Raw genomic sequence first — 3,601 nt, 5'->3', positions numbered from 1 at the left:
TTCATATCTTTTATCTAATTGTTTTAGATATTATTTTTTATTGACGGTAGCAGTATTGGCCTACGTAACAATTGGCACCAGTCGTGATACCAGTGAATTTGCATGTCATTCAATTCGCCAGTGGTGGAACAATCACGGTAAATTTATTTTGACTTGCGCGTGTTGGAACTGGGCATGCCAATAGTTTTTGTCTGCTTCGAGCTGGATATAGTCCTGGAAGCTCAGCGTTATCTGCCGCTGTGCAAAAGGTGGCATTGGGTTGGCTTCACTGGCTGATATGTATTCACCTGTAAGTAACATAAAAGGCTACTATTAGTTCGTCATTGATGCCGCTTAGACAATTACATCGTTCATTTTATCTAGGGATGGGGAGAATATTTACTTTAAAGTTAATATAACTTATTATTTAATATGTGTTTTTAATATTATAGTCACATTAGGACAGAGCGTAAAGCGTTCATGGTGCGACCAAGCAGTCGCACCATGAACGGCATTAAATAACCGAAGCTTAAGCTTTAGGTCGCATGTGCGGAAACAACAATACATCTCGAATCGACGGCGAATCGGTAAATAGCATTACCAAACGGTCAATGCCTATGCCTTCCCCTGCGGTTGGTGGCATACCGTGTTCCAGCGCAATAATGTAATCGGCATCAAAGTGCATCGCCTCGTCATCACCGGCTTCTTTTTCTTCAACCTGTTTTTGGAAGCGTGCTGCTTGATCCTCGGCATCGTTTAATTCGGTAAAGCCGTTGGCGATTTCGCGTCCCCCCACAAAAAATTCAAAGCGGTCGGTTACATGCGGATCATTATCATTGCGTCTGGCCAATGGCGATACTTCTACCGGATAAGCAGTAATAAAAGTCGGTTGCATCAACTTGCTTTCCACGGTTTTTTCAAAAATTTCAATCTGAATTTTACCCAGACCGTAGCTATCTTTAACCGGCAGGCGCAATTTTTCGGCAACCATAACTGCGGCTTCTCGCGTAGCAAGATCAGCGGCGGTCAAATCAGGATTAAAATGCAAGATAGAATCCACCACCGTCATGCGCTGGAAAGGCTGGCCAAAATCGTATTGTTCACCTTGATAGGTGATGACGCTATGACCCACCACTTCTTCGGCAATACCGCGCAACATGGCTTCGGTTAGATTCATTAAGTCATGGTATTCCGCATAAGCCTGATAAAACTCCAGCATGGTGAACTCTGGGTTATGGCGGGTCGACAGACCTTCGTTGCGGAAGTTGCGATTGATTTCAAACACCCGTTCAAAACCGCCGACCACCAGACGCTTCAAATACAATTCCGGTGCAATCCGCAAAAACATGTTCATGTCCAGTGCATTATGGTGTGTGGTAAACGGACGTGCGGTTGCGCCGCCAGGAATCACCTGCATCATAGGTGTTTCCACTTCCAAAAACTGGCGGTCAATCAGAAACTGACGAATATAGGCCACGACTTTGGAGCGTATCAAAAACGTGTTACGCGATTCCTGGCTCATGATTAAATCCAGATAACGCTGGCGATATTTGATCTCTTGATCGGCGATACCGTGGAATTTTTCCGGTAGTGGACGCAAGGCTTTGGTCAATAAGCGGATGTTATCGATTTTTATGCTTAATTCACCAGTTTGGGTGATAAACAGCACACCTTCCGCACCGATAATGTCACCTATATCCCATTTTTTAAACTGTTCATTATAAAAATTTTCCGGCAAGGCATCGCGTGTCACATACAGCTGGATTTGGCCGGACATGTCTTGAATATGGCAAAAACTGGCCTTGCCCATCACGCGGCGCGTCATAATGCGCCCTGCGACTTTAACACGCAGTGGCTCGGTTTCTAGCTCTTCTTTGGTTTTATCCGCGTATTTAGCCAGTAATTCACCAGCGATCACATCACGGCGAAAATCGGTTGGAAAAGCTATGGATTGCTCGCGTAACTCGGTGAGTTTGTTGCGGCGTTGTTTGATTTGTTCTTGATCGTCTTGTTGTATTTCGGACATGTTGATGTAGTACAAAAAAGTAAATGGTTGATTATAGCCTTATCAGCTATCAGCGGCTTTAAATTGTGTTTTGGTCAATAACGTTTCTTGCGCGTGATTGATAATAGGCATGGGGTAAAAGCTGCCATAATATTTTTTTTCCCAGGCATGAATGGTTTTGACTGGTACGGCTCGCAATTCTGGTACCCATTGATAAATATAGCTACAGTTGGGATCAAATTTTTGTTGCTGTAGCCACGGGTTAAAAATCCGAAAATACGGCTGAGCATCACAACCTGTGGATGCTGCCCATTGCCAATTACCATTATTAACACACGGATCGTAATCGACTAAATGCTGGGCAAAATAACGCTCCCCCCAGCGCCAACTAATATGTAAATCTTTCACCAAAAACGAGGCCACGATCATTCGTACCCGATTGTGCATATTGCCGGTAGTATTAAGCTCACGCATACCGGCATCAACAATCGGAAAGCCGGTTTTGCCATCCGCCCAAGCCTGAAAATACTCGCGGTTATTATCCCATACCAAGTTATCATATTTAGTAATAAAGGCATGGCCAAAAACTTTTGGGAAATGGTAAGCAATATGGGTTAAAAAGTCGCGCCAGTACAATTGCCGCAGCAATGGGTGCTCGCTGCCTAACTGTTGAGTAATCGCATAAAATACTTCTCGTATCGACACCGTTCCAAACTTTAAATGCGCGGACAATTGGCTGGTACTTTGTAATGCGGGGAAATCGCGTGTTTGTGCGTAATTAGCACAATCGGATAAGGCATCTAGTTGCTGTAAGGCGGCTGTGCGACCACCTTGTATGCTCGTGCTGTGAAAGCTATCTGAGTCCGCAAGGTTCTCAAGCGTTGTGGTTGAAGGAATGGTTAACAGCTGTCCGTTTTCCAACGCTTGCGGCAATAATACGGGGAATTTTCGGGCATTATTGTAAAAAGCGGTAAAAACCTTATAGGGATCAGCGTTGGCTTTCATGGCCTGTTCCGGCTCAGTCAATAGTGCATCGGCGATAATATGCAGCGCAATATTAAGCGGCTGACATACAGTGGCGATTTCTGTATCGCGTTTTTGGCTAAACGGTGTGTAATCTCGGCTGATAAAAATGGCTTGTATTTTGTGGTTCTCATGTAACTGAGTAATTACTTGCGTTGGTAAGCCATAAAGTAGCGTTAATCTCGTATTGTACACTTCAAATTGCTGTACTAAATCGGCTAACGATTGCAGCATAAAGTGCAACGCGGGTTTGCTTTGGTACGGGTGTGGGGTTATTTGTCGGTCATCAAAAATAAAACAGGCAATAACGTGTTTTGCACTACGTAAGGCGACGTTTAGAGCGGTATTGTCTGCTAGACGTAAGTCGCGGCGGAAGATGAAAGCGGCAGTTTGGTATTGGGGCATTTATTAAGTTTGTTAAGCAATAGGTGAAAATTACCAGGGAATTGGGGAAATCAACTTTGAAAGCTTAACATTCAAAAAATATCTAATCATTCCATATTTTGTTGAAGTTGTCTTGGATGTTGTTTTAGCCGACATTCCGCACCCCCCTACCCAGAATTTGCATATAATTTAACATACCGATTTCCAAGC

General features: G+C 43.9%; 3 protein-coding genes. 1 reads left to right on the top strand and 2 read right to left on the bottom strand.

Annotated elements, in window-relative coordinates; translation table 11 throughout:
• Window positions 1-184 (top strand): ISAzo13-like element transposase-related protein (locus CRENPOLYSF2_RS18995; protein WP_217884066.1); only part of this gene is annotated, 184 nt, incomplete at its 5' end.
• Window positions 185-508: 324 nt separating this feature from the next.
• Here the strand turns inward: CRENPOLYSF2_RS18995 and lysS are convergent.
• Window positions 509-2,005, bottom strand: a complete 1,497-nt coding sequence (gene lysS / locus CRENPOLYSF2_RS04345; protein WP_087142733.1) for a lysine--tRNA ligase — start codon at window positions 2,003-2,005, stop codon at window positions 509-511.
• A gap of 42 nt (window positions 2,006-2,047) precedes the next feature.
• Window positions 2,048-3,412: a cryptochrome/photolyase family protein gene (locus CRENPOLYSF2_RS04340; protein ID WP_087142732.1), complete on the bottom strand. Its 1,365-nt coding sequence runs from the start codon at window positions 3,410-3,412 to the stop codon at window positions 2,048-2,050.
• Between the last annotated feature and the right edge of the window lie 189 nt (window positions 3,413-3,601).

Origin of the sequence: Crenothrix polyspora, assembly GCF_900163755.1 — a bacterium.
Taxonomy (GTDB): domain Bacteria; phylum Pseudomonadota; class Gammaproteobacteria; order Methylococcales; family Methylomonadaceae; genus Crenothrix; species Crenothrix polyspora.
Note: the sequence above shows the minus strand (reverse complement) of the source record. Positions and strands in the feature narration are given on the sequence as shown.